At 56.1% G+C, this 24,915-nt stretch carries 22 protein-coding genes; 12 read left to right on the top strand and 10 right to left on the bottom strand.

Annotated features, from left to right (window positions below):
• Positions 1-423: 423 nt before the first annotated feature.
• Positions 424-1,101, top strand: coding sequence for a hypothetical protein (locus SH421x_RS10235; RefSeq protein WP_488855409.1), 678 nt, complete (start codon positions 424-426; stop codon positions 1,099-1,101).
• Between the two features lie 98 nt (positions 1,102-1,199).
• Here the strand turns inward: SH421x_RS10235 and SH421x_RS10230 are convergent, their stop codons facing one another.
• The 3 genes from SH421x_RS10230 to SH421x_RS10220 form a co-directional block, all read right to left on the bottom strand.
• Entirely contained in the window at positions 1,200-1,820 is a 621-nt protein-coding gene (locus SH421x_RS10230; protein ID WP_488855408.1) for a DUF417 family protein, read from the bottom strand.
• Between the two features lie 35 nt (positions 1,821-1,855).
• Positions 1,856-2,836, bottom strand: coding sequence for a helix-turn-helix domain-containing protein (locus SH421x_RS10225; RefSeq protein ID WP_488855406.1), 981 nt, complete (start codon positions 2,834-2,836; stop codon positions 1,856-1,858).
• A gap of 109 nt (positions 2,837-2,945) precedes the next feature.
• Positions 2,946-3,296, bottom strand: coding sequence for a HEAT repeat domain-containing protein (locus SH421x_RS10220; RefSeq protein ID WP_488855405.1), 351 nt, complete (start codon positions 3,294-3,296; stop codon positions 2,946-2,948).
• Between the two features lie 455 nt (positions 3,297-3,751).
• On the opposite strand from SH421x_RS10220, the gene SH421x_RS10215 reads away from it, so the two are divergent.
• Positions 3,752-5,335: an AAA family ATPase gene (locus tag SH421x_RS10215; RefSeq protein ID WP_488855404.1), complete on the top strand. Its 1,584-nt coding sequence runs from the start codon at positions 3,752-3,754 to the stop codon at positions 5,333-5,335.
• A gap of 493 nt (positions 5,336-5,828) precedes the next feature.
• Here SH421x_RS10215 and SH421x_RS10210 read toward each other — a convergent pair whose 3' ends face one another.
• From SH421x_RS10210 to dapF, 3 genes are all read right to left on the bottom strand, one after another.
• Positions 5,829-6,443 carry a flavin reductase family protein gene (locus tag SH421x_RS10210; protein ID WP_488855403.1) on the bottom strand — a complete coding sequence of 205 codons (615 nt, stop codon included), beginning with the start codon at positions 6,441-6,443 and terminating at the stop codon, positions 5,829-5,831.
• 137 nt (positions 6,444-6,580) lie between these two features.
• On the bottom strand, positions 6,581-7,414 hold the full coding sequence (locus SH421x_RS10205; RefSeq protein ID WP_488855402.1) for a lysophospholipid acyltransferase family protein: 834 nt from the start codon (positions 7,412-7,414) through the stop codon (positions 6,581-6,583).
• A 41-nt stretch (positions 7,415-7,455) separates the two neighbouring features.
• On the bottom strand, positions 7,456-8,307 hold the full coding sequence (dapF, locus tag SH421x_RS10200; RefSeq protein ID WP_488855401.1) for a diaminopimelate epimerase: 852 nt from the start codon (positions 8,305-8,307) through the stop codon (positions 7,456-7,458).
• A gap of 294 nt (positions 8,308-8,601) precedes the next feature.
• On the opposite strand from dapF, the gene SH421x_RS10195 reads away from it, so the two are divergent.
• Positions 8,602-9,360 carry a TIGR00266 family protein gene (locus SH421x_RS10195; RefSeq protein ID WP_488855400.1) on the top strand — a complete coding sequence of 253 codons (759 nt, stop codon included), beginning with the start codon at positions 8,602-8,604 and terminating at the stop codon, positions 9,358-9,360.
• Between the two features lie 93 nt (positions 9,361-9,453).
• Here SH421x_RS10195 and SH421x_RS10190 read toward each other — a convergent pair whose 3' ends face one another.
• On the bottom strand, positions 9,454-9,798 hold the full coding sequence (locus tag SH421x_RS10190; protein ID WP_488855399.1) for a hypothetical protein: 345 nt from the start codon (positions 9,796-9,798) through the stop codon (positions 9,454-9,456).
• Positions 9,799-10,116: 318 nt separating this feature from the next.
• Between SH421x_RS10190 and SH421x_RS10185 the strand changes: the two genes are divergently transcribed.
• The gene (locus SH421x_RS10185) at positions 10,117-11,094 is read left to right on the top strand and encodes a DUF1559 family PulG-like putative transporter (protein WP_488855398.1); all 978 of its coding nucleotides are present in this window, start codon (positions 10,117-10,119) and stop codon (positions 11,092-11,094) included.
• Positions 11,094-11,483, top strand: coding sequence for a hypothetical protein (locus tag SH421x_RS10180; RefSeq protein WP_488855397.1), 390 nt, complete (start codon positions 11,094-11,096; stop codon positions 11,481-11,483). Before SH421x_RS10185 ends, SH421x_RS10180 begins: the two co-directional genes overlap by 1 nt.
• A 59-nt stretch (positions 11,484-11,542) precedes the next feature.
• Here SH421x_RS10180 and SH421x_RS10175 read toward each other — a convergent pair whose 3' ends face one another.
• Together SH421x_RS10175 and SH421x_RS10170 are read right to left on the bottom strand one after the other, a co-directional pair.
• Positions 11,543-14,800: a hypothetical protein gene (locus SH421x_RS10175; RefSeq protein ID WP_488855396.1), complete on the bottom strand. Its 3,258-nt coding sequence runs from the start codon at positions 14,798-14,800 to the stop codon at positions 11,543-11,545.
• A gap of 233 nt (positions 14,801-15,033) precedes the next feature.
• Entirely contained in the window at positions 15,034-16,314 is a 1,281-nt protein-coding gene (locus SH421x_RS10170; protein ID WP_488855395.1) for an ArnT family glycosyltransferase, read from the bottom strand.
• 467 nt (positions 16,315-16,781) lie between these two features.
• Between SH421x_RS10170 and SH421x_RS10165 the strand changes: the two genes are divergently transcribed.
• Complete coding sequence (locus SH421x_RS10165) at positions 16,782-18,434, top strand: MFS transporter (RefSeq protein ID WP_488855393.1); 1,653 nt, start codon at positions 16,782-16,784, stop codon at positions 18,432-18,434.
• A 20-nt stretch (positions 18,435-18,454) separates the two neighbouring features.
• On the opposite strand, the gene tilS is transcribed toward SH421x_RS10165, so the two are convergent.
• Positions 18,455-19,444 (bottom strand): tRNA lysidine(34) synthetase TilS, encoded by a 990-nt coding sequence (gene tilS, locus SH421x_RS10160; protein WP_488855392.1) that lies wholly within the window; start codon positions 19,442-19,444, stop codon positions 18,455-18,457.
• Positions 19,445-19,708: 264 nt separating this feature from the next.
• On the opposite strand from tilS, the gene SH421x_RS10155 reads away from it, so the two are divergent.
• From SH421x_RS10155 to SH421x_RS10130, 6 genes are all read left to right on the top strand, one after another.
• Complete coding sequence (locus SH421x_RS10155; RefSeq protein WP_488855391.1) at positions 19,709-19,996, top strand: hypothetical protein; 288 nt, start codon at positions 19,709-19,711, stop codon at positions 19,994-19,996.
• A gap of 127 nt (positions 19,997-20,123) precedes the next feature.
• The gene (rny, locus tag SH421x_RS10150; protein ID WP_488855390.1) at positions 20,124-21,677 is read left to right on the top strand and encodes a ribonuclease Y; all 1,554 of its coding nucleotides are present in this window, start codon (positions 20,124-20,126) and stop codon (positions 21,675-21,677) included.
• A gap of 20 nt (positions 21,678-21,697) precedes the next feature.
• The gene (locus SH421x_RS10145; protein ID WP_488855389.1) at positions 21,698-22,528 is read left to right on the top strand and encodes a TIGR00282 family metallophosphoesterase; all 831 of its coding nucleotides are present in this window, start codon (positions 21,698-21,700) and stop codon (positions 22,526-22,528) included.
• A 57-nt stretch (positions 22,529-22,585) separates the two neighbouring features.
• Positions 22,586-23,020, top strand: coding sequence for a DUF2752 domain-containing protein (locus SH421x_RS10140; RefSeq protein ID WP_488855388.1), 435 nt, complete (start codon positions 22,586-22,588; stop codon positions 23,018-23,020).
• Positions 23,021-23,090: 70 nt separating this feature from the next.
• Positions 23,091-23,753, top strand: a complete 663-nt coding sequence (locus tag SH421x_RS10135; protein WP_488855387.1) for a hypothetical protein — start codon at positions 23,091-23,093, stop codon at positions 23,751-23,753.
• Between the two features lie 105 nt (positions 23,754-23,858).
• A complete protein-coding gene (locus SH421x_RS10130; protein ID WP_488855385.1) occupies positions 23,859-24,791 on the top strand; it encodes an alpha/beta hydrolase in 933 nt (310 codons plus the stop codon).
• Positions 24,792-24,915: the final 124 nt, after the last annotated feature.

Genomic DNA, 24,915 nt, shown 5'->3' with positions numbered 1-24,915 from the left:
GTTCGGAGCTTTTCGGGCCTCTAACGGCGTACGCTGGTGAAATCATTCGCAGGGACGTGGCGGGAGAATGGCGTATCGTTGAGGATAGAAAACTGCATTGTCTCGTCCCGTGGATCGTTGGCCCTCGGGGAGAGTGGTATAGCGTTTTTAGAGTTGTCATTCCGTTTTATAAAGATCCAACACTGAGTTCGCTGAATGGAGAGGCCCGAGGGATCCGATGGACCGCTGACAGCGAACCGACGTAAGCTTTGTTCAATAGCACGGGCGCCATGGAATATTCATAGCGGAACGAGTCTAGAACTTTCCCGGGGACCAAGCATCAACTACGGTTTTGAGTTCAGCGCTGAATTACGTTTGGCCGCGGTAATTGAAGGAAAGCGTTCGATCGATACGGTTGTTGTTATTGATTAGGGTTGCATCGATATGTTGATTTTGATGATCAGGGGATCGGTATTGCTGTTGTTAGTGCTTGGCTTTTCCTTCGGATGCCAACAGCCAATAAGCTCAACTGGGAATAAGAAAAAAGACGAATTGATATCGAAACTTACGCTGAATAAACCACAGGATGCCGCTCTTGAATTCGTTTCCTCAATCCGCGAGCGAGATCGAGAAAAGTTCTCCGCCGTTACAATTAAGATTGACTCGCATCCGAGAATAACAGACGAATCGTTCGCATACTTTTGTGCAGTCGACGAATTTCAAAAACAATTTGAGAAGCAGATCGGCGCCGAGCATTTTTTTGAACTGGAAAAAACTCATGGCAAACTAACAAAACTGAGAATGAATATTTTGCGACTACCTCATGACTCGTCTGAGATTGAGGATCTTATTCAGCTAATAAGCGATGAAAAAGCTGAGTTTACGGTGCCCGGCGGTACGCAACCCTTATCGATTATTTTTCAGAAGCAATCAACGGACTGGAGAATAAGTTTACTCCCACCCGATCCGACGCCTCAGGAGATGGAGAGCGCTCCACAATTTCTTCACGCTTTTGCTACGAGCTATCGGGATGCGGCATCAGCTATCGCGGGAGGAGAGCGAGACTTTGATGTCTTAATCGACATTATCGGCATGCCTCTACTTACCAGACGCGCCCCTTAATTCTATGCAGCAGCGAGGAGGCATCCATGAGGAAGCCGCCATCAAGTTGAATGACCAGGGCGCCGTGCCCACAACGCCCGATTCTATAGACCAACAACTCACACCGTCGTAGCCAATTCCTTCTGCTTCCCAGCACTAGCCCGCTTCGTCGTCTCCACCGCTGCACGCCTGCGCAGATAAACCTGCGCCGAATCGGCCATCGTGACCAAAGCGGCGCCCATCATGATTGCGTCTTTTATGACCAGCCGCCCTCGGCCGCTGAGGTAGGGGAAACCATGTTGAGCGTCACCCAGGTTCGGCACCCATGACTCCGGCGTGGTGATCAAAAACGACAGCGTGACGATCGACATCACGAACACCAGAAAGCTTCCCACCGCCGCCGCTTGCGGAAACCAAGGGTGCAGGCACAGCAGCAGCCCGTACAGCACAATCACTGATCCAAGGCCATAGGCGAACTCGTAGGTGTGGTTCGCTTCGTGCCAGGCGCGGTTCTCGGCGTTGAGGACACCTTCGGGGTTCATGTGCGACTTGTAGTTGTCACCATCGGCATACAAAAAGCTCATCAGCGGACTGTTGGCGACAAACGGGACGATGCCGTCCGCCTCGTAGGGAAACGCCTTCAGGCCGCCGATCCAGAGCAGCACCACAATCAGGCCGATCCGGGTGATGGTCACGCCAAATTTGTCCATGCGAGCCGCTAATTCAAACAGTTTCACCATCCGACACTTCCTTCTCTCGGTTAGACCGAGAGGTTTTAGATCTCGGTCGGTTTCAGTGGTTGCTTTGTCTGTAAACCAGTATCGGAGTCGGAGTCCGCTGCGAGAATGGTCGAATGGGACAATGTCATGGACAAATTGCTCCCTCCCCGGATTTCCGTTTCAAACTCGCGAAAGAAGGTGGGGGAATAGCCCGTCGACTTCTTGAACAAACGACTGAAATAAAGCTCGTCCTGGAATCCCAACTCTCTCGCGATCTCTTTCACCGGCTTGAGCGTATGCAGCAAATGCCACTTGGCATGCGTCAAGATGCGGCCGCGAATCAGTTCGGTCGGCGTCGTGCCAAAGTTCTCGCGCACCATTCGGCCAAGCGTCTTCGGTGTGATGTGCAACAGCTTGGCGTAGTCGGCGGGCGCATGCAGCGTGTGATAGTTTTGCTCGATCAATTCTCGCAGCTCGACCAGCGTTTGATTGCGACGATCGAAGCCTGCCGGCTCGCAAGCCTCCGGCGTCGACGACTTGTGCCGCGTCGCCAAAACTAACAGCACTTTCAGGTACGAGAGCATCACCTCGTGATAGGCCTTGTGGCATCCCAAAGCTTCGCGGCGAATTCGCGCGACCAGGTCCACCACTTCCGCGCGAGTCTCCTCATCCAGCGAGACGCCCGGCACACCCATCGGATCGTTAAACAACGCGCCGCTGCAACCAACCTCGGCATGAAACGTTTCAACGCACAGGAAGTTGGCATGAAACTGAATCACCGATCCCAGCACCGGCGCCGTCGGCTCTAACCGAATCCGTTGATAAGGCACAAAAAACAACAGCGAGGGAGCATCAAAAGCAAACCGACAAGCATCCGCCCAAAAATGGCCAGAGCCTGACTCCATCAGATAGATCGAAAAATAATTAGTACGTCCAGGCTGAAATGCCTCTCCACTGTGACGCAACTCTTCCAAGCGAATCGCCTGATCGCCGCTGCGAGGATCGTACAGGGTCTCGGTCGGTTTTCGTTTGGTCATGACTCACCAACTGCACTGCTAGATTACATCCTGACCGCGATGACAACCGGGTTGGTCGCGGCTGCCGAGTATCGACTGCTAGTTCAGCGCGTGTTACTTTCGGCCTGGCCTAATAAAAATCGTCTTCGGGATGGGCCAAACGATAGGCGTTTGCCTGTTCTTTTGCGATCGGATGTTCCGAAAGGGATAGCTGATTATAGGCCCATAGACGCACTTCTCGGCAATCGTGGGAGAGCTCCTGGACCAGCAGCGGAACATACTGCTTCAAGTCCGCGTCTCCGACCAGTTCGACAAACTTGGCTCGCATCCGAGGATCGGTCTCCGCTTGTAGCAGCACGACAAGTTCTCTGATGTGCTGATGAAGATTCGGACCTTGAAGCCAATGATACCCCTCTTCATACGTCATTGGATCTGCGCTACGCAGCAGTCGAATCGCTTCTGTAAATTCAGACGGATTCATTGGTTGAGACTCCACACAATTACGTCGGCCGGCTGCCGCTGCCACCTCTTCATGGGGATGATTGTACTGGGCAATTCACTTTGACCGCGTTTGAAGTCGGAGAATACGGATGATAACGTCTGTACCATTTTTCATTCATTAAGAAATGGCATGCCCATTCATGGCCACGCAAGGCCGTGGCCATGGCGCCGGTGCTGAAGATCGCGTCGCTAAATTTCCCCCGCTTGTGGTTGACTTGCTGCTTGCCTTTTGGTATAAATTTGTACAGGCGTCGGCGGCGATGCTTGTTTCTACTCAAGCGATGTTTTTCTCGGTTTACCGGCGCCTGCGGGATGCGTCGGGGTCTGTTGACGTGCGGCGGTTGGTCGGGGGATGGGCCAGGCGCTGGGATTTGGGTTCGCACTTTGGCGGCGGCGTTGTGCTGCTGCGCTGGGGGCGAGCCTGGGGAGATCATCATGTCGATCGTTGTCAGCGAAGCTGGTTTCTACGCAGCAAACCAAGATGCGTTGGACGAAGAGTTTTCGCCTTTGCCGGTGTCGGAGGTTGCGAACAAGTGGGGCGATCGCCGCGAGCAGCCGGGCCCGGCTGTTGATTTGGAAGTAGCTCTCGGCGAGCCGGAAGCCGAGTGCCGGCCGAGCCAGCTGGAAAAACCTTGGGAAGGGCTGACCACCGCCCAACTGTTGGCCCGTCAAAAGCCGCGGGATTGGTTGTTGCCGGGGATCTTGTTGCGGCATCAGGCGGCGGTGATTTTGGGGCCCAGTAAATGTATGAAGAGCTCGTTGGCGATTGATCTGTGTGCGGCGCTCGCCAGCGGGGGCAAGTTTTTGGGGCAGTTCGCGGCCGAGCGGGCGTTTCGCGTTGGCTATGTCGGCGGCGAAGAGGCCGAGCAGACCGTGACCGATTTGGCGCCGCGCTGGAGTGCGGCTTCAGGGGTCGATTTGTCGCAGCTCGATCGACTTGTCTGGGAGCTGAACATCACCGATCCCAGCGATCCGGCCCATTTGCGGCGGATAACCGATTGGATCGAGCGGCACAAATTGGAAGTTGTGTTGATCGATACGGCGAATCTCTTAAACACGACGCCGCGGGCCCAAGCCAAGCGGCAGCGCGAGCTGATTCGTTGCTGCCTGCAAGCCGGCGCGACGCCGATTCTTTGTTGCCCTACCCGCAAGCAACTGCCGCCGCGGGCACTGACCGCCGCCGACTTGGCCAGCGCCGGCTGCGGCGCCGTGGCTCGGCAATGGCTCTTGGTCAATCGCCGGCAAGCGTTCAAACCGGGCACAGGGCGACACCAACTGTGGCTCACCCTGGGCGGCGGCGCCGGGCAAAGCAACCTGTGGGGCGTCGATATTAATGAAGGCCCAACCAGTGAGCGAACCACCGATCTCGCCGGCGGCAAGTGGGAAGTGACCGTGCGCGACGTGCCGTCGATCGCCGAAGAAGTGGCCCAACAGGCGGCCAAATCGCAGCTGGAGCATCTGCGGATGAAGCTGCGCGGCGTGATGTCGCAAATCGATCCGGCTCAGGCGACCAAGCTGAAGATCCGCGAGCAAAGCGGGATGAGCGGAACCAAGTTCGGCCTGGCCTGGGAATATATGGTAGACGCCGGCGAAATCCGCCTCGCCGCCAACAGCAATCCGCACCAGCCAAGGCGGGAGCCCCGCTATCGCTTGGTCAGCTTGGAGGAACTGAACGATCCCAACGCGCCCCAGTATGACCCGCTTGAAACCAGCTTCATCACCCTGACAACAGCCGAGCTATTAGGCCGAGCCAAAAAAGAAACGCCGCCGAGTCCAGTCCAGCCAACCGACCCACTGGCTGACAAGTTGACCGGCCAATCCAGTCGCGAGCCCAGCGAAACAGCAAAATCCGCATCGCCCCAGGCTCAGCCCCAGCCGCCAGAAAAAATTTCCGACGAGAGTCCACCCGAAAAAATTTCACTCTCGAGTCCAGTCGAAAAAATTGCGCAGCCGAGTCCAGTCATCAGCTCCCGGCCGGCGCGGAAGCGGCGAGCGAAAACGAGGAAGCGCAGACGGTGATGGGTGGCCCATCCAGTTCGTCCAGAATTGGTTGGGTTGCGACTGCAACAAGATGCTGCGCCATGGAGTTGCAAGCCTGTTGGACGGTTTGAATCTGATCGGATGATGGGTGGCTAGATTGTTTTTTGGGGTGACGCGGATGGCGCTGGCATCTTGTTGCTAAAGCAACCCAACCAGGTTTAGACAACCTGGTCGGGCCACCCGCTTGGTTGTTCGGTCCGTTTTTGGGTGGCCCATCCAGTTCGTCCAGAACTGGTTGGGTTGCGTTTGCAACAAGATGCTGCGCCATGGAGTTGCAAGCCTGTTGGACGGTTTGAATCTGATTGGATGATGGGTGGCTAGATTGTTTTTTGGGGTGACGCGGATGGCGCTGGCATCTTGTTGCTGAAGCAACCCAACCAGGCCTGAACAGCCTGGTCGGGCCACCCGTCGTGACGCGCGAATGCTTGTCCAGTCCGGGTTTATGAGATCGGCGGCCCAAGTCGGGCGCCGCTCATTCCCCCGGCCGCTCCATCCTGAACAGCTCTTTCACTTCCACATAATCGGCCAGGTACCCGCAGCGTCCAATTGTTCCGGCGGCGGTGATGTCGAACAGGCCATCTTTGAGGAACGCTTTGTCGATGTGGACAGCGACAACTTGACCGAAGACGACCGTGTAGGGAGCCGGGTTCCCGTCGAGATCTTTGAGCGGCAATGTCTGCAGCAGCTTGCATTCGAACGCGACCGGCGTGTCGGAGACGCGCGGCGGTTTGACCAGGCGTGAAGCGGTCATGGTGAGGCCAGCTTCCTCGAACTCGTTGACTCCATGCTCGAACGGGAACGAGGTCTCGTTCATCGCGGCGGCGTGTTTTTTGGTGACCAGGTTAAAGACGAACTCGCCGGTCGCTTCGATGTTCAGCAAGCTGTCTTTGGGGCCGCCGCTGGAGAAGCCGATGATCGGCGGGTCATAACAAAACCCGTTGAAAAAACTATACGGCGCCAGATTCACGCGTCCCTGGGCGTCGCTGCTAGAGATCCAGCCGATCGGCCGCGGCGCGATGATCGCGTTCAACGGATTGTGCGGTAGCCCATGCCCGTGCTGGGGTTCGTAATAGTAGTAGTCGCTCATCAAAAATTTTCTCGGCTGGTGGATCGGTCGGTCTTGGGCAAACTACTGCATTCACCCAGATTGGCATACCCCCGCGGGCAAAGATTGTCTGCTGATCCACTCAACCGATTGGTGGTCGAGTATTTGTCTGGCCCGGCTCATGCCGCTTTGCGGATTTGCGTGGCAAGCGGTGCGGGAAATAAACAGGCTTCGCTTAGATCAATCGTTCCGGCGGCGGCGTTGGTCCAAAAGGGATCGTGCAGCGCTGCTTCGCGATGCCCGAGAAGCGGGACGCTGCGTGGCCGAGCGGCGATTTCACCTTCTAGACGTAGGCCTGACTCGGCCCAGTCTTCGGCGATGGTGGTGATTTGGTTCAGGATGCGTTCGACACGTTGGCGATGTTGTTCAAGCTGGTCGCGGGTTTGATTGGGTGGAATGGTGATGCCGGGGCCCATCAGACCACGACCGCGGGAGAAGAGACGCGGGATCGCGAACTGGTCCCAAGTTTTGGCGCGTTTGGGGCGATCAAAACCAAACCCCATCGGGATAAGCGGCAGGCCAAGTCGCGACGCTAAAAAGATAGCGCCCGGCGCCAAACGGCGACGCGGACCACGCGGTCCATCGGGGGTGATGGCCAAGTGCATGCTTTTGGATTTATCGAGCAGCTCTAACAGCGCGGTCGCGCCGCCGCGCTGCGACGATCCGCGGACGGTGTCAAAGCCCATCATCGTGGCGGTGTGGGCGAGCCACTCGGCGTCACGATGTTTGCTGAGCAGCATCGCGATGTTGCAAAAGGGGCGCAGGTAAAGCGGGAAACTGATGTACTCGTGCCAGAAGATATAGATGCGCGGGCGATCATTCAGCGGATGAGCTGGATCCAATTGCGGATCGTGATAGGCGACGCGCAAGTCGAGCGTATCGAGCCAATGGCGAATCGTCTCGTGCAGCGCAAAGCCGCCGAGTCGAAGCATCCAACGATTTTCCAGCGCCATGCGAGCATCCCTCTCTCGCGATCCGCTGAATACGGATCCGATTATTTCAGCGACGCCGGCAACATCCACTCGCCGGTAAAGACCTCCGTCGCACCGCCAGTCTTATACACACAATTATCGGCTTCGTTCCACTCCAATTGCAGGTCGCCCCCTAGCAAATGGTTCAAAATCTTCCGCTCGGTTCTTCCCGTAAGGACGCCAGCCACGCAGACAGCCGAGGCGCCAGTACCGCACGCTAGCGTTTCGCCAGAGCCACGCTCCCAGGTTCGCTGACGAACTTCGGTCGGCGAGATGACTTCGACAAACTCCACATTCACGCGAGCCGGGAAGTAAGTAGAGCGTTCGATCTGCGGGCCGATTTTCAAAACCAGCTCGTCGGTCGCTTTTTCGACAAAGATCACGCAATGAGGATTTCCCATCGAGACGCAAGTCACGTCGAAGGTTTGCCCGGCGATCTCTAATTTTTGATTGACGACGGGGTTCGCGTCAAAGATGGTCGGGATTTTGGTCCCCTCCAAAATCGGCTGGCCCATGTTAACACGGACCTGGCGGGCCAGGCCGTCTTTGGCTTCGATCTGCACGGTCAGCACGCCGGCGCCGGTTTCAAGCTGCAGCGTCTCTTTTTTGGCGATGTCATGATCAAACACATACTTGGCGACGCAGCGAAGGCCGTTGCCGCACATTTCGGACTCGCTGCCGTCGGCGTTGAACATCCGCATTCGCGCGTCGGCGACTTCCGAAGGCGTAATCAGGATCAGCCCATCGCCGCCGATCCCAAAATGGCGATCCGAGACGAGCGGCGCGATCACCTCGGGCGCGGCCGGCAGTTGTTCGGCAAAGCAGTTGACGTAGACGTAGTCATTACCGATGCCGTGCATCTTGGTGAATCGCATTCGCTTCTATCCATCGCAGGGTTTTAGGGGGTTCATGCCGTATTTTATCGGCTAGACGCCAAACAGGGTACGCCGTCGAGGAAAATGTCGAAACCAGAAGGTCGAATATTCGCCGGGTAGGCGCAGACGGCATTTCCCCCACCATCGGCGCAACAGGACCTTTCCTCGAAAAAGCGATTCGCTCTCTACCATTTTAAAAGGTAAATGAAATTGGTAGGCCGTTTGCATCGGCCGAGATTCGCCATCCAAGCGGACCGTCCAACCGGCCACTTTCCTGAACCCACGAGCACAAATATGGTCCCAGCCCACGACGCTGTCTTGCAACAACATTCGCACGACGTTGACTATCACATCATCGGCGACGACATGCAGTTGGTCGAGATTGAGCTTGATCCCGGCGAAACCGTAATCGCCGAAGCAGGCGCGATGAACTACATGCAAGAAGGGATCACCTTCTCGACCAAAATGGGGGACGGCAGCGATCCTGATCAAGGAATCATGGGCAAGCTGTTTAGCGCCGGCAAACGGATGGTCTCCGGCAATTCGCTCTTCATGGGGCACTTCACCAACGAATCGTCGATCAAGCGTCATGTGGCGTTTGGGGCGCCGTATCCCGGCAAGATTGTGCCGATCGAACTGTCACAAATTGGGGGCTCGATCACCTGTCAGAAGGATTCGTTCCTTTGTGCAGCGATGGGAACGCGGCTGGACATTGCCTTTCAAAAACGGCTGGGGGCCGGCTTTTTTGGCGGTGAGGGCTTTATCCTGCAACACCTACGCGGAGACGGCAACGCGTTTTTGCATGCCTGCGGCGCGATCATCACGCGCAAGCTAGAAGGAGAAACGCTGCTGGTCGAAGCAGGAAGCTTGGTCGCGTTTACCGAGGGAATTGAATACGACATTGAGCGCGCCGGCAATTTAAAATCAATGCTGCTTGGTGGAGAAGGGCTCTACCTAGCGAAGCTGAGCGGCCACGGCACGGTGATGATGCAAAGCTTGCCGTTCTCACGCATGGCCAACCATATATTGTCCCGCGCGGGTCAAAAAGAGTAAGCGAACCCAACAAGGTGTTGCCCGACCAGTCTGCCAGAGACTGGTTGGGTTGCTTCAACAACCCATTGGGGCGCCAGCAGATTGCACGGTTGATTAGCCGCTGATATCCAGCACGCCGCCGGTTTGGCCCGATGGATCAAGTCCCTTGTGGTTCTTCGGCGGCTCTTCGGTAGGATGCTCGGTGTCTTCCAGCAGCTCTTCCGCTTCGTCCATGATTTCCCACAGACGGCGGCCATCGGCATCGCGATCGCTGACCTCTTGGCTTTCGTCGGGGTCACCGACGCCGGAAGCTTTGATCGCTTTTTTGTCAGAGTCCGCTTTGCGAGCCTGATTGTTGACAGCTTGGCGGTTTTGATCGACTTCGCTGGACGCATTTTGCGCCAGCGGCGAGGCGGCCAACGAACTGACGATGGCGGCGCCTGTGGGTCCAATGCTCATCGCTCGTCTCCTTAGGCGGAAGGAGTCAGGGATCGAGATATCCCTGCTAATGCGTTTTTCCCAGCGGTCTAGGGAGAGAAGATCGCCGGAAATATCTCATCTGAAATGTAGGTCGCGAGTCTCTGTTGTCAAAAGCCTTGCGCGCCGATTGTTGCCCATATTTATCTTTCGGCAGAATTCACCCCAAAATGCCCCCATTCCGGGGAATTAATCTATATTAACCTCGATAGCCGGCTGATATATTTACTTAATTACCTGCTTTTTTCTGCACCTGCCTAATTATCCTTCCTCCGTTGTACTTCCTACCAAAGGCCATTCATGTCTTCAACTCACACTCAAAATTCAATAAGGCGACCTGCGTTTACGCTGGTCGAATTGCTGGTTGTCATCGCCATCATCGGCGTGCTGATCGCACTGCTGCTTCCGGCAGTCCAACAGGCTCGCGAAGCGGCACGGCGGATGGATTGCACCAATCGATTAAAGCAGTTTGGACTGGCCATCCACAATTATCATGATACGCACCAGGTTTTCCCCAGCGGCTATCTAGTGCTGGGACAAACCGGCGGTTGCGTTGATCGCCCGCAAGATCAGCAACGCGCTCCCTGGTCGGTGCTGATTTTGCCGTTTTTGGAACAACAAAATCTGCACGATCAATTTCGCTTTGGCGAACGTTTTTCGTGCAACCAAGAACATCGGGGAACTACTTGGAATCATGGGCTGCAAACATCCACCAACACCGCGTTCCATTGTCCCAGCGATCCGGTGGCGACCGGCTATCACCCCAGCTATGTGGTTTGCGCTGGCGGCGGTCCACCGACTCCTCCCTCGGCGACCCAAGGTTGCGTTGCGAGTAGTACTTCCAACTTCATTTTGTACTACAACGGCGTTTTCTTTGTGAACTCGAGCACCAAGTTTAGCAGCATGCTCGACGGCACGACCAATTCTTACATGATGGGCGAAAGCAAGTATGTGCTGCATCCCGACGCCAGCGCTTTTGCGGCCAGCAAGTATGGTTTTTGGGCAAGCGGCGTTTATACCCAGGCTTCGTGGCGCTATTACACCAACACCGCAGCCGCCGTCGAGCCGATCAACTTGCCGTATACCGGCGTGGATGTCAAAGGACCCAACGGCAACGAAGCGATGGTCGGCCGGACCTTTGGCAGCTTTCATCCCGGCGGTTGCAACATGCTGTATGGAGACGCCAGCGTTCACTTCCTACCGCAAACGCTTGACATCAACACGCATCGATCGTTAGGCGCGATCGCAGACGGCGGTCCCGTCGGAGGATTGCCCTAATGAGATCCATCTTCCAAGCTGCGATTGTCACGATCGTCTCCCTAGTCACGCTGGTCGCCTGCGGTTGCGGTCCAGCCAAAGAAGGATTGCAAATCCGCGGAACCGTCACCGTCAACGGCGAACCCTTGCAGAACGCGAGCATTTCGTTTGAGCCAGATCCCAGTCAACAGACAACCGGGCTCACTACTTATGCTCCCATTGCTGATGGCAAATTTGAAACCAGTCCAGAACGAGGAGTCAGCGAAGGCGCCTACATCGTCCGGATCATGCCGCCAACGATCGGATCGGAACAAAAGGTGACCTCTCCGATGAAGAAGGTTTTTGAGACCAAAACCGTCATTTCAACCGAGCAGCAGTCTTACAACTTTGATGTGCCTGTGGGCAAATAGGCGCCGGTCGCAGAGAGCAATTCAGCACCGGGGCTTTCTTTAGGAAAGCCTCGGGCTTTTTAACGTGGCGTTCCGCCGCTATAGGCTGGCGATTGGCGTGCGGCCGAGCTGTCGCCGCCGTCACCCAAATTGCCGACCGGAAAGCGAATCGGCTGATTGGGGAAGAGCTGCTCCAGCGTTTCGTTGACCGCCGGGAAGATCTCTTGCTGCGTCTCGGGATGATCCAAGGTTCCGTTGACGTGAATCACCATCAGGTTGCGACCTGCTTCACCCAGCAGCGGGCGAATGATCGGGATTTGATAACGATTGTTCCCTAACTCACTGTAAAACCGCATCGAGATCCGGCCATCCATATCCACTTCGCCGGCTCCGGTCAACGAGATCGCATCGCCGCTGAGCGTCATCCGGTTCAGATAGACATATTTCCCTTTAATCTGAAAATCGATATCGCTGGTATGAAATGCCGTATTGTCTGGCGTACGCGCCGCGAACACCTTCAGCAGCGAAACGGCGAGCGGCAGCTGATAGAGATTGCCATCGCGCAGTTGAACACGTCCGTTGCCCTGAAAGGTATCCCTCCCTAATGCACTGCCGGCCAAACGCATCTCGGCGAAGACTCGGCCTGTGTTTCGTCCCGGGTTGGCTTGCCCCAAGTCAAGCAACGTCTGTTCTAGCTTTCCTTCGCTCAGCCGCAACTGCAGACTGAACGGCTGGTTCTCTTGCAGCGCTACACTGCTATCGATCGCGAGCTGCCCGCCAAAGGTCGTCCCCAAAATGCTTTGCGGAGTATGACCTTCGCGGCGCGGAACCTGCGATCCGATGACGGCATGGTCGGAGCTAATGAACATCGGCCCGGTGACCTTGGTCAGCGGAATGTCATTGTAAAGGAGCGAATCCAGCGAGAACTCGCCAAAGGTAAACGCCCCTTCGGCCGTCGCTTCGCCGGTCAGGCGAATCGCGCCATAGACCCGCTTCAATACGACTCCGGCGGTCACATCACAACCGGCCAAAAAGAAATCCAAATCCCAATAAGCGTCAGGCGGAGCGTTCTCTGCGGCGCCGCCGATCAATGTAAATGCGCCGCGCATGTTGATCGGCGTGGATGGCTTCAATCGGCGTACCGACGCAGACAACGACGCCGGCAATGCCGTCAGCAGATCACGCTCAGGGAAGAGGCGATCGACTTGCACATCTTGAAAGCGAAGTTGCCAACGGCCATCCGCCAATTCCTGGCAATCGCCGCCGGTGGCGATCTGCACATTGCCATGTCGCGCCGTGACCCCCAACAACTGCACAACGCCGCGGCGAAACAGAATGGTGCCAACCACTTCATCCATCAGCCAGGGGAAGCTGCGCGGCTCGATCGAGATCGTGCGGCCTGCGGCGCTATACTTGCGTTCGCTTTGCAGCAGCTCGTCGCGACGCCATTTTTGGGCGCGAATCTCGACGTCCAACTTGCCGTTTTCATCCGGAAAAACGACCGCGATATCCATGTGGTCGATCGTGCCGCGAGGACGCAATTCGTCCCAAACTTTCTGAGATGTCGGGGGCAACGCTTTGTGCAACTCATCTTCTAGCGGAATATCGGTGCAGGTGAAGTTGAGCTTTAAATCGCCGCGTGGATCGTCCGAGCGCGTCCAAGTTCCGCCGCAGAGGACATAGCCTGAGTCATTGACCCCTTCCAGCCGTTCAATCGTCGTTTTGTGGTCGGTCCAGACAACGCGCCCATGGATCTTTTGAATGGGATAGCGGAACTCATCGTAGATAACTTGGGCGTCCACAATGTCTAATGTCAGCCGCTTATCCTGATCGGATTCTCCCTTGTAGCATTGCACGAGGAAGTCAAAGTTGGTCGTGCCGCTCGGCTGTAATTTTTGCGCAATCTCGCTTGCTTTGGGGCTCGCTGCGGCCAGCGCGTCCATCAACACATCGTCGCATTGGATGGGTTCGACCGAGGTAAACCGAGCGAACCCTTTGGCTTCGGGGCCCAGGTCTCGCAAGCTGGCGATGATTTTGATCGGCGCTTTGCCAGCCTTGGCCGACAAATTCAAATCAAGGACGCCGTTCTTAAAATCGATCCGCCCTTTGGCGCCGTGCACAGGATAGGGAAACTTATGATAGACAAAGCCCGAATTCAAACAGGTCACATGCAATTCCGGCTTCCAATTGACTCCGTCAAAGTCGGCAATTACCTGAGCGTCGACGGCGCCGGATGGTTGGTAGTGATCCCAATGGTCACGCAAACCGGCGGGAATCGCCTCGGCGAGGCGCTCGTGCAGCACATAGTTGCAGAGATTGGACTCAAAGTGAATCGGCGCTTTGTCGCTCCAGCCTTGTCGCACTAGCGATGCGACGATCGAACCTTCGCCAACATTGGCCGACATGCGCTCGATGTTCACACCCGACGCGTTCGCGACAAACGAACCAAAGATTTCGGAGACCGGGAAGGGGAGTGAAGGATCTTTCCAGCGACCTTCGCTGACGTTGCCGCTAATCTCAAATTGGAACGGCGTATCCTTGCTTGGTGTCGCCACCGAAAACTTTAAATCGGCCCGCGCTTCCAGCGGCGCCATCTTAGCCGCCTTCGTTTGAACCGATTGCGGCAACACACGAAACAACTCCGGCGAGATCCGCAAACGTCCAATATTCCCTTGGATGAGCCCAAACTGCGAATCCGGCTCCAGGACGCCTGAGATCTTCGCTTCTTCAAAATGCTCGCTCCGCAGCGTCCCTTCTACCGCAAGCCGCTTCTTGCCGGCAGCAGCCAATTGCGGATCGTGGATCGGTTGGATCGTCAGGTCGATGGGATCCAAACGTAACCGCGCGCCGTTCACGGGGTCATACAATTCAAACAAGCCGTCATGCACTTCAATCAGCGGATCGCTGTCTCCGAACTTGGGAAGCGGAAACAGCGATTGCAGATTGAGACGACCATCGGCTTGCAGAGCGGCGGAGATCCGGACGCGCTTCACTACAATCCGGGCAACATCCAGCTTGCCGGCGACCAAGTCACGCGGGTCGGTGTTGCAGTAGACGAATAGCTCGTCAATGTCGAGCAACTCGCCGCTATGTCCGACGGCATTCTTCTCGGCGAAACGGAGCCCGCGGATTTCGACTCCTTGTCCTTCACGAAATTGCGCCGACGCAACCGAGACGTCCAGATGAGAATAGTGCTCGGCAAAACGACGTTCAACGCGAATCCGAATTTCGTCGTTCAGGTTGTGGTACAGATACAAGCCGATCGCCACGGCGACCATCACTGCGGATAGCGCCGTCCATTTGCAAAAGAGCCAGCTTGTATGAACCAACCGTTTCAACGGCGTCCGGATTCCTTTCCCGCGAGCAGCTTTTAAGCCGCAAGTCGTGTCGTGGGCGATCGTTCCATGATCGCCGCTTTGGACAGCTATCTTGGCAAAAATCGCCCGCAGGGTAAAGCGAAGCTTTCGTGATAGCTTCAGCAATTGGCGCGATGGTTGTGTGGGAACTGTGAAGCTGGGTAACGTCCCCAATTGCTCCAGCACGGCTCACAGAGCCGTGGCACACAACCTCACTACGACGTCGAGCCCGGTTCGGCCGGAGAATCTTTCTTTCGCCAGCGACAAATCAGCCAAACGGCGGCGCCAGCAGCCAAGACGGTCAGCGGCAGCATCGCCGGTTGGCGATAACGGATCGAACTGACAAAGATGATGTGGAGCAGCGAAAAGTAGAAGATAGGCAATCCACACAGCCAAATGCCCAGGTTTAGCCGCCGATAAATCACGAGCCCCGTCAGCCCCAACAGTAAAATAGGCAAGTAGCCCACGGCGATGATGAGGCGAAACTTGACGCTTTGAAAACTGGCCTCGTTGGGCCAGAAGTTCCAATACCGTAATAACTTGCGCGCCGCCAGCTCGATCACTTCGTCCGGATGCTGTTGGCCCCACGCGATCGACGCCGCTTTCATACGATCATCCAACCGCGTCTCGAAAGTGCCGGCTTGCGGACCTTCGCTGGCGGCATCGGCCGCTAGTTGCTCAGCCCGGAAAGTCTCGACAAACGCCATATCGCTGCCGCCATCGGCGCCGGGTCGGATTCCGTCGTACAAGCTGGCTCCAACCTGCAGCGAAGTCGGGACAAATCGCCCGGCGATCTGATAATTGCGAACCCACCAGGGAGACATCGCCGCCATAAAAGTGAGGCCGAGCACCAGCATGACTTCCAACTGACGTCGCCGCTGCGACACCAACAGCAAGCAGATCGGCAGCGCAAAAAAGGGAAACAGCATCCAACTAGGCCGCGTCAGCACGGCCGCCGCCATCGCACCACCGGCCGCGATGGCCCACAGGAGTGAGCTTTTTCGCGACTTCGCCGTATAAGCTTCGTTCCAACACCAGATTTGCAGCAACATCCAAGGGCAAAACGCAACTTCGCTCAGCACAAAGGCGCTCATCGCCAATCCGCCGGGGTAGAGCGCCGCCAAGAGAGTCGCGATCAACCCGGCTTCGGTCGAGAAAAACCGAGCCGCGATCAGCCCGCACAGCGCAACAGTTAGGGTCCCCAGCACAACGCCCAACATCCGCAGCATCATGGGATGGGGCTCATCGCTGAACCAATACAGAGGAGCGAGCAGCGCCGGATAGCCGGGCGTGCGGAAAATAAACGAATCGCCGTAGCGATAATCGGCGCCCTGGGCGAGCTGCCGGGCGAGCGTTTCGTACGAGAGACTATCGCCGAAAAAGAAGCGATCTTCGGCCGGAATACGACTTTGCCACCAAACGGCCGCTCCGATGCGCAACCCCAACGCCAACAGCAAAATCACCCAAAACCAGCGGCTAGCGAATAGTTTTGACATCAGGCAAGCGGCTCGGCGGGTGAATCGTGGAAGGCTCCACGCTCTGGCGGCGTCTTCGACGGAAGAGCATATCTTCAGAGCGAGGTGCAACTTAATTGGATGATGCCATGGTTACAAGACATGCTCTTTCCGCGAAGACGCGGTAAGAGCATGGCGCCAAGCAGGCGCCCAATCCCAGTCAGCAAGGGGAACATCACGAGCTTTAAACTAGCAAATTCTGAGAATTTGCGCACTCTCTGTTGATTTTGCGCTCCTGGAAAAAAAACGCCCGAAATCTCAACGCAGTAATGGTTTACTTACCGCTAGCACTCGCTATACTCTGAATTTTGCTATACACTCGCCCAGCGACCGGTATTTTTTTGCCGGACGCCGATAAGCTGTTGCCCCCGGCATTCGTCCTGTGGCTGCCGCGCGATTCCCCCCATCACCTCCCATTATGCACTGAAGCGAAGAGGAGCCTCCCCGCTATGAATGAAAAGTCGGCGCCAACTGAAGGAGAAAAGAAGTTTCTCTTTTGGGCCTGTTTTGTCTCGCTCATTACGACCGCGTTCGGCTTTATCATTCGTGCGATCATCATGGATGAATGGAGAGTCGCATTTAATCTGACAGAAACGCAGAAAGGTGAAATATTCAGCGCCGGACTTTGGCCGTTCGCGATCAGCATCATTCTGTTCAGTCTGGTGATCGACAAGATTGGTTATAAGACAGCGATGTACTTCGCTTTCGCTTGCCATGTGTTGTCGGTCATTCTTACGATCGTTTTACCAACTTACTGCGGCGAGTATATCGATCCCTACTGGAGTCTCTATCTCGGTACGTTCATCGTCGCGCTGGGCAATGGAACGGTCGAAGCGGTCGTGAATCCTGTTGTTGCGACCCTCTTTACCAACGAGAAGACTAAGTGGCTCAATATGTTGCATGCCGGCTGGCCGGGCGGGTTAGTCCTTGGCGGCATCATCACGATCGGCATGGGTCCCGAAGGCTTCCTCTCCAATATTTTCAGTGGTGGCGCGTCGATGGCCTGGCAATACAAGGTTGCATTGATCTTGCTTCCGACCATTGTCTACGGCCTGATGATGCTTCCTTGTAAATTCCCGGTCAATGAACGAGTCGCCTCAGGCGTTTCTTACCGAGACATGTTGGCCGAGTTCGGTATGGGTGGAGCATTAATCGTCGGTATCTTGATGTTTATTGAGCTTGGACGCGTGGCAACCTTACTACTCGGCAAAGCGGGAGTCGACGCTAGTGACTGGATGATCTATGTCATCGCGACTTGTATCGCACTTGGCACAATCGGTATGGGTGTTCTCACCAAATTTGCGATTGGCAAACCGCTCTTTCTATTCATGCTATTGATCATGATTCCCTTAGCGACCACGGAACTGAGTACTGACAGCTGGATCACTTCGCTGATGGAACCTGTCATGACGAAGAACAATCTGGCCGCCGGCTGGATCATCGTCTACACCTCACTGATTATGATGATCCTGCGATTTTTCGCGGGCCCGATCGTTCACAAGCTTTCGCCACTAGGTCTTTTGGCCGCTTGCTCGGTAATCGCAATCGTCGGACTCACCTTCTTGTCGAAGGCGGAGAGTTTGGCGTTAATCTTTATTGCAGCGACAATCTACGCTTTGGGCAAAACGTTCTTCTGGCCCACCATGCTCGGCGTGGTCGCAGAACAATCCCCTCGTGGCGGTGCACTAACGTTGAACGCCACCGGCGGTGTCGGCATGCTCGGGGCTGGTGTGGTCGGCGCCATGTTCCTCGGATACTTCCAAGACAATACCCAAGTTGCAATCCTGAGAGAAAATCCAGCAATCCTGGAGCAAGTCGAAGAAGAAAAGCACTGGGCATTCGGCGCCTATAACGCCGTCAACGCCGATGCCGTTAAAGAACTGCCAAAAGAAGACCAGGAAATAGTAACCAGCGCCAGCGAGCAAGCAAAAAAAGACGCCCTTTTCACCGTGGCGATCTTCCCCAGCATCATGCTCGTCTGCTACATCTTGCTGATCATCTACTTCGCCAGCCAAGGCGGTTATAAGGCCGAAGTCTTGGTCGGGCACGCCGCCGAAGATGGCAAGTTCACCGGCGGTCTTGAAGGACCAGCAGACGCCTAGCCGACTGCAAAAACTTGATCCTACGAAGGGGGAGTCAGCAATAGCTGCTCCCCTTTTTTTTGGGCCCGGATCTTGCCGGGTAACTCAAGCGGGGCAGGGGAGTCGCTGGTGATCAGCGACAACAATGCGTCCCATTTTTCGCGACTCATCGCCTGACGTGACCAGTTGCGATCGCGCCACAGCAGTACGCAGGCCTCTTTCGCCAAAAATGGAGCAGCCGCCGCCAGTTTCGCTGCGTTCAGCGTCACTTGTTGGCTTGTCTGCTGCAGCAAACTGGCTTCTAGCAGCTGGCTGGCCTGAGTCTCGACATATTCGCGGCATTCGGCGGCACCGATCGCCAACCGCAGCAGCGACTGATCGACTTGCGGCAGATAGGCGTCACGCAGCAGCGGCAACAGCTCGTTGCGGAGACGATTCCGAAAAAAAACAGACTCGTCGTTGGTCACGTCGTGCTGATAGCCCTGGCCTAGATCGGCCACATAGGCTTCGACCTCGGATCGACGAAGCGATAACAGCGGCCGCAATAGACTGATGCCGGGGGCAAATTCGCGAGCACGCGGGATTCCCGCGAGCCCCGCGATGCTTGTTCCCCGCAAAATCCGCTGCAAAACCGTTTCGATCTGATCATCGGCGGTATGCGCGGTGACGACATAGCGAGCGCCATATCTCATCGCGAAGCTACGCAGAAAGTCATACCGCGCGTCGCGAGCCGCCGCTTCTAGGCCATCGGGGCCGCTTAGCTCGAAGTCCACCAGCCCGATAACGGCTTCTACCCCCAATCGATCGGCGAGAGCTTGGACAAATTGAGCATCCTGGCCCGATTCGGCGCGTAAATTGTGATCGACATGGACGGCGACCAGCCGACCTCTTGCCGCAGAATTTCGGATCGCCGCGAGCGAGCGCAACAGCGCCACACTATCGGCGCCACCGCTAACCGCGACCAAAACGGTGCAATCGGACCAGCTTTCAACTGGCCAGCTTGCGGCGACGGCATTCTCAAACGGATGCATCCCGAGCGGTTTTCCGGAAAGGGGGATGAAATGGGGGGAAGGCAAATCTTCCCACCGTGGCTTCAGTCTGCTAACATACCTTAAACGGTTTCGCAGCGTTAAGTTGCGGCGAGCCGTTACCGACGACAATTACCCATCGCACCAAGCGACTTTTTCGGCCAGCCCCGCTTGCCGATTAACCGCAGCGCGACAGGCGGAAATTGCCTTCGAGCCACCTGGATCTGGTTCCGGAAATCTAGTCCCAGCGAACAGCGAGACGAACCGATGCAACCACTACTTCTACTCTTTCTGCGTCTGGTGATGCAAATCTGCCCGAGCAAGTGCTACGTGCTTGGGGCAGCCAGCGCGCTGAAAAGAAGCGGTCGCAAGTTCAATCCGCACTCGCCTTCCAAGCTGGTCGTGGCTCTGCCGCTGCTAGGTTGGCTAGAAATTGACGCCGAAACATTGCCGACCGAATTTCTAGCTCGATGCGGCAAATGCCATATCGAGCGCGGCAGTCCGCCGCGGTCAGCATCTGGTCACCATCCTGACCGCCAGCGAGCGGATCGTTAACCAACGATCGCTTGTCGCTCGACTGTTGATTTCTCTCTGAAAGCGCGTGGCCGACGCCGCAGCGGCGCATTATGCGCTTAAGCGTTCGCCGGAGTCGCTCCCATTTCCATTGAGGGAGATATACTACGTGCCTGACGCCATTTCCTATTCGATCTTCGCCGTCGTGGGCTTTGTGCTGGCGATCATACTGGTCAAGATTATTGATCGGTTGCGGAAAAAGGATGCCGAAACCGAAGCGCACCAAATTCTGGAGCGCGCCAAGCAAGACGCCGAAAACTTGCTAAAAGAAGCCAAGATCGAGGCCAAAGAAGAGGCCATCGATCTGAAAGCGAAAGCCGAATCCGATCTCAATCGCGCTCGTGACGAATTCCGCGAACGCGAAAAGTCGCTCGATCGCCGCGAAGAAGCGCTCGAACAGCAAGCGACCCATCTCCGCAAACAAGAGCATATGGTCGAGACCAAAGAACGACGGCTCACCGAAAAAATTGAAGAGACCGGCCGCAAAGCCGAAGAGCTGAAATCGATCACTCGCGAGCAGCAAGAACGCCTGCACAAAATGAGCGGGCTCAATCGAGACGAAGCCAAGGCCGAACTGCTGCGTCTACTGGACCAAGAACTGCAAGGCGAAACCGGCGCGCTGATCCTGAAGCACCAGCGCCGCATTGAAGAAACCTGCAAGCAGCAAGCCCAAGACATGCTGTTAACAGCAATCCAACGCTTTGCCGCAGCCCACACCGCCGAATCAACCACCAGCTCGATCGATATTCCGAGCGATGACATCAAGGGCCGCATCATCGGGCGAGAAGGGCGCAACATCCGTTCGTTCGAGAAAGAGACCGGCGTCGACGTCATCATCGACGATACGCCAGGCGTGGTGATCGTTAGCGGCTTTGACCCGGTTCGCCGCGAGATTGCTCGCATTTCGCTCAACAAGCTAATCGCCGATGGCCGTATCCATCCGACTCGGATCGAAGAAGTCGTCAAAGAAACGCAAGGCGAAATCGAAAACGTCATCAATAAAAAGGGAGAAGAAGCGGCCGCCGAAACGGACGTGATGGGGCTCCACCCACGCTTGATTCACATGCTCGGCCGACTCCACTTCCGCACCAGCTACAGCCAAAACGTGCTGCGGCACTCGATTGAAGTGGGATTTATCGCCGGCATGCTGGCCGAAATGATCGGTCTGGACGCTCGCATCGCGCGGCGCGCCGGATTGCTGCATGACATCGGCAAAGCGGCCGATCATGAGCTGGAAGGGGGCCATCCCAAAATTGGCGCCGACCTGCTGAAACGACACGGCGAATCGCCGGAGGTCGTGCATGCTGCGTTTGGCCATCATGACGAGATCATTACCGAGTATCCCTACACCATGTTGGTGGCGACTGCCGACGCCACCAGCGCTTCGCGCCCTGGGGCGCGCCGCGAAACGTTGGAACGCTACATCAAACGGATGGAAGAGTTGGAATCGATTGCACGCGGTTTCAACGGCGTGGAACAGGCGTTCGCGATTCAAGCAGGTCGCGAACTCCGCGTGATCGCCAGCAGTCGCGACACCGACGACGAAAAAGCGGCGAAGATCTCCCGCGACATCGCCAAGGCGTTTGAAGACCAACTCACTTATCCTGGCGAAATCAAAGTGACCGTCGTGCGTGAGTCACGCTTCACCGAGTTCGCTCGCTAAAAGAAGTTGAAGGAGAGACCGTGCGGATATTGCACATTGGCGACATCGTCGGCAAACCGGGACGCGACATCGTACGCATGGCCAGTTACGGCTTGCGCCGGCGCGAAGGGCTCAGCTTGATCGTGGCCAATGCCGAAAACGCCTGCGGCGGCTCGGGATTAACTCCGGCCGCCTACAAGGAATTGATCGAATGCGGCGTTGACTGCATCACGATGGGAGATCATATCTATCGTCGCAAAGAGTTGTTCCAGACGTTGCAATCGCAGAACAACATCGTCAAACCGGCCAACTTTCCGAAAACAGCCCCCGGCAAAGAATTTGCCATTGTCGAGTCGCAAAGCGGCGTCCGGGTCGCCGTGATCAGCATCATGGCCCGGGTCTTCATGCGGCCGGTCGATTGCCCCTGGGAAGCAATTGATCGCGTGCTGTCATTGATCCCCGCTAGCGTCAAAGTCCGCTGCGTCGACTTCCATGGAGAAGCGACCAGCGACAAGCAAGTCATGGGACGCTACCTCGACGGTCGGGTCTCCTACGTCCTCGGAACGCATACCCATGTGCCGACTGCTGACGAGCAGATCTTCAAAGGAGGAACCGCTTTCCAGTGCGATGTGGGGATGACCGGGCCGCACGAAAGCATCATCGGCCGCAATATTGAGCGGGTCACCGAAACAACCATCACCTTCCGTCCTACCCAGTTTGACGTCGCGCGCGACGATGTCCGACTGACAGGATCGATTGTGGATATCAATCCCGAAACCGGCAAAGCGACCGCGATTCGAAGAATTCAGATTCGCGAAGACGAAGCGAAAGCCCTGCAAGCTGAATATCCGCAAGATGCGTCGCCGCGCTGACGTTTTGATCTTGTCCCCATCGCCACAGTCCGTTAACCTCCGCCGCTTGATAGCTTTATGAGCGTTACGTCGCCGTCGTCCGGTTCGCTGGGCTGGTTTCGCAGAACACTGCTGGGACTAGTAGGGCTAATTGTCGCCGGACTCCTGGTTACGGCCACGATGCTGACTCCAAGCTCAAAGGGATTAGGAACGCACCAACAACTTGGTTTGCCTCCTTGTTCTTCGCGAGTTTGGTTTGGCGTTCGCTGCCCAGCCTGCGGCATGACCACCTCATGGGCTTACCTGACCAAAGGAAACGTCGTCGACTCGATTCGCTCGAACGCCGCCGGTTTTTTGCTCGGGCTCACTGCGATGGCCAGCTCTCCATGGATGCTGATTACGGCGCTGCGTGGACGACCTCCACTAGGTTATCCCAATGAGATTGCCGCGTTAGTGGTGGTGAGCAGCATTGCTGCGGTGATGGTCGCAGAGTGGCTTTACCGAGTGCTATGAAGAGACGACTGTAGTTTGAAATCACGCGTCAGGATGACGCCCGACTTATTATTTCGCTGGAAGACATTCGATGGATCGAACCAACAACTTCCGACGTTCAATCGCTTTGTTGATTCTGCTGACCCTGGTTCCCTCGGTCGGTTGCATCAATCTTGTCTCGACCCTGTTGTATCCGACCAACGAAATTCCGGCTCGGTACAAAGGGATGAAAGAAAAGAAGGTGGTGGTGGTTTGCATCGCTTCTCCTTCTTTCCGCGCTGAGACCGACACTTCGCGCAATCTGGCCACCATGGTCGAGAAACTGCTCGGCGCCAATGTTCCGGACGTCGAGATCATTTCGCAGCAGAAGATCGCCGACTGGCAAGACACTTCCAACTGGGACCGCTTGGATGCTCGCAAGCTGGGCAAAGGGGTCGGCGCCGATCTGGTGGTGGCGATTGACTTGGCGCACCTTGAAGTCCAGGAACACCCGTCCATGTACAAGGGCAAAGCGGACTTCTCGGTGACGGTCTACGACATGAACAACAAAGGGACGGCCGTTTTTGAATCGATCGATCAGACGCTCGAATTTCCCGCGAACGGGACCTATTCGTCCGCCAGTTTGACCGAAGACAAATTTCGCCGCAAATTTATGCAGTCGCTCTCGGTCTGGATCGCGCACGATTTCTACAAACATCACGCCCATGACTATCTAGCGATGGACGAAACTTTCGTCACCAGCGGCAACCGGTAATTCGCACGAAAGATTGACCCCAGTGCAGCGTGGGCTTAGGATTGAGGTAAGTATCTACAAGGTATCTACTTAAAACACTAACCCCGCCAACCCATGACCAATCCTATGCCGCTCATCCGATCTGTCGCCGCACTGGCGCTGGTTTTTGGTTTTGCCCTGAATTCGTTTGCGCAAGCTCCGGCCGGTGCGAAATCCAAGATTCCGCAGCCCGAGAACGTCTCACTGCCAACCAAAGATGGCCTGGCCCTGCGGGCGACCTATTACCCCAGTCCCAATGAGAAGAAAGCGGTTCCAGTCATCTTGCTGCATGGCTGGAAGGGGAAAAAGGAAGACGTCACCGGTCTGGCCGCCGTCTTACAAAAGCAAGAAGGCTATGCGGTCATTGTCCCCGATCTGCGCACGCACGGCGCCAGCCAATGGACGTACCAGCTGAATGATCGCGTGAGCAAGACGATCGATACGGACGACATCAAACGTCAGCAAATGGCGCTGTTCATGGATCAAGACATGGAAGCGGTGAAGCGTTTTCTGATGGACGAAAACAACAAAGGCAAGTTGAATATCGATCTGCTGACGATCATCGCCGCTGACGATTTCAGCAGCGTGCTGGCCGCCAACTGGGCCGCCAAAGATTGGAGCTGGCCGGTTTTAGCCGGATTGAAACAAGGCCAAGACGTCAAAGCGCTCGTTCTGGTTTCGCCCGAAACTACGTTCAAAGGCTTTAGCGCCGTTCAGGCGTTCAATCACTTTTCACTCCAGAGCAAGATCTCGATCATGTTGATCGCCGGCCAAGAGTCACGCAGCTACAACGATGTGAAGCAGTTAGAACGACAACTGGCCCGGGGTCGCTTGAACGCGTCTGCCACGGATCGCGATCTGTTTCTCGCTGGCAAACCGACCGAGGCCAAAGGGACCGCACTCTTAATGAACCCCGCCTACAACTCGCTGCGGGATATCAAATTTTTGATTGATACCCGCGTTATCGCACGGGCTAATGACTTCCCTTGGACCGATCGCTCGAGCCCGCTCAGCAAGTAAAGCATAGGGATCCCTCCACCCCTCCCAGCAACCCGCGGCGAAAGCCGGGGAAATAGAGGCGGAACCTAAGACAGAATTCAAAAAAAAGACGCACGAGATTCTCGTGCGTCTTTTTTTTGTTGCG

The organism is Blastopirellula sp. SH421, from assembly GCF_057808535.1.
Note: the sequence above shows the minus strand (reverse complement) of the source record. Positions and strands in the feature narration are given on the sequence as shown.

Excerpts from the sequence above, each read along its gene's own strand:
- SH421x_RS10235 (WP_488855409.1), top strand. The coding sequence starts at position 424 with ATGTTGATTTTGATGATCAGGGGATCGGTATTGCTGTTGTTAGTGCTT.
- SH421x_RS10230 (WP_488855408.1), bottom strand. The coding sequence starts at position 1,820 with ATGGTGAAACTGTTTGAATTAGCGGCTCGCATGGACAAATTTGGCGTG.
- SH421x_RS10225 (WP_488855406.1), bottom strand. The coding sequence starts at position 2,836 with ATGACCAAACGAAAACCGACCGAGACCCTGTACGATCCTCGCAGCGGC.
- SH421x_RS10220 (WP_488855405.1), bottom strand. The coding sequence starts at position 3,296 with ATGAATCCGTCTGAATTTACAGAAGCGATTCGACTGCTGCGTAGCGCA.
- SH421x_RS10215 (WP_488855404.1), top strand. The coding sequence starts at position 3,752 with ATGTCGATCGTTGTCAGCGAAGCTGGTTTCTACGCAGCAAACCAAGAT.
- SH421x_RS10210 (WP_488855403.1), bottom strand. The coding sequence starts at position 6,443 with ATGAGCGACTACTACTATTACGAACCCCAGCACGGGCATGGGCTACCG.
- SH421x_RS10205 (WP_488855402.1), bottom strand. The coding sequence starts at position 7,414 with ATGGCGCTGGAAAATCGTTGGATGCTTCGACTCGGCGGCTTTGCGCTG.
- dapF (WP_488855401.1), bottom strand. The coding sequence starts at position 8,307 with ATGCGATTCACCAAGATGCACGGCATCGGTAATGACTACGTCTACGTC.
- SH421x_RS10195 (WP_488855400.1), top strand. The coding sequence starts at position 8,602 with ATGGTCCCAGCCCACGACGCTGTCTTGCAACAACATTCGCACGACGTT.
- SH421x_RS10190 (WP_488855399.1), bottom strand. The coding sequence starts at position 9,798 with ATGAGCATTGGACCCACAGGCGCCGCCATCGTCAGTTCGTTGGCCGCC.
- SH421x_RS10185 (WP_488855398.1), top strand. The coding sequence starts at position 10,117 with ATGTCTTCAACTCACACTCAAAATTCAATAAGGCGACCTGCGTTTACG.
- SH421x_RS10180 (WP_488855397.1), top strand. The coding sequence starts at position 11,094 with ATGAGATCCATCTTCCAAGCTGCGATTGTCACGATCGTCTCCCTAGTC.
- SH421x_RS10170 (WP_488855395.1), bottom strand. The coding sequence starts at position 16,314 with ATGTCAAAACTATTCGCTAGCCGCTGGTTTTGGGTGATTTTGCTGTTG.
- SH421x_RS10165 (WP_488855393.1), top strand. The coding sequence starts at position 16,782 with ATGAATGAAAAGTCGGCGCCAACTGAAGGAGAAAAGAAGTTTCTCTTT.
- tilS (WP_488855392.1), bottom strand. The coding sequence starts at position 19,444 with ATGCATCCGTTTGAGAATGCCGTCGCCGCAAGCTGGCCAGTTGAAAGC.
- SH421x_RS10155 (WP_488855391.1), top strand. The coding sequence starts at position 19,709 with ATGCAACCACTACTTCTACTCTTTCTGCGTCTGGTGATGCAAATCTGC.
- SH421x_RS10140 (WP_488855388.1), top strand. The coding sequence starts at position 22,586 with ATGAGCGTTACGTCGCCGTCGTCCGGTTCGCTGGGCTGGTTTCGCAGA.
- SH421x_RS10135 (WP_488855387.1), top strand. The coding sequence starts at position 23,091 with ATGGATCGAACCAACAACTTCCGACGTTCAATCGCTTTGTTGATTCTG.
- SH421x_RS10130 (WP_488855385.1), top strand. The coding sequence starts at position 23,859 with ATGCCGCTCATCCGATCTGTCGCCGCACTGGCGCTGGTTTTTGGTTTT.